This window comes from Kineococcus sp. TRM81007 (assembly GCF_022669155.1).
Classification (GTDB): domain Bacteria; phylum Actinomycetota; class Actinomycetes; order Actinomycetales; family Kineococcaceae; genus Kineococcus.
The window spans coordinates 1-331 of record NZ_JALBVB010000011.1; the positions used below are offsets into that span (position 1 = coordinate 1).

The window sequence follows — 331 nt, forward strand, 5'->3', positions numbered from 1 at the left end:
CCGGCTCACCGCTCCACGTGGACCGCTCACTTCGAAGGTGCTCCCCCGTCGAAGCGCCGCCAGGACCTGCCGGCCCGGGTGAGCCTGGGACGCCGTGGTGCTGGGAGGCGTCCTCAGCCGCGCATCAGCCGCGCGGCAAGGTGAAGGTGCCCACCAGCTCGTTCAGCTCGGCAGCCGCCGCGGAGACCTCACCGGCAGTGGCCGCGGTCTGGTTGGCACTGGTGGTGGTGTGCTCGGCGGCCGCGGCGATGCCCGAGATGTTGGTGGAGATCTCCTGGCTGCCGGTGGACACCTCGGTGACGTTGCGGACCATCTCGGAGGTGGTGGCGGA

At 71.3% G+C, this 331-nt stretch carries 1 pseudogene; it reads right to left on the reverse strand.

Features of this window, described 5'->3' with window-relative positions:
* Positions 1 to 124: 124 nt before the first annotated feature.
* Positions 125 to 331 (reverse strand): annotated as a pseudogene (locus tag MN205_RS00050) (methyl-accepting chemotaxis protein); the annotation flags it as partial.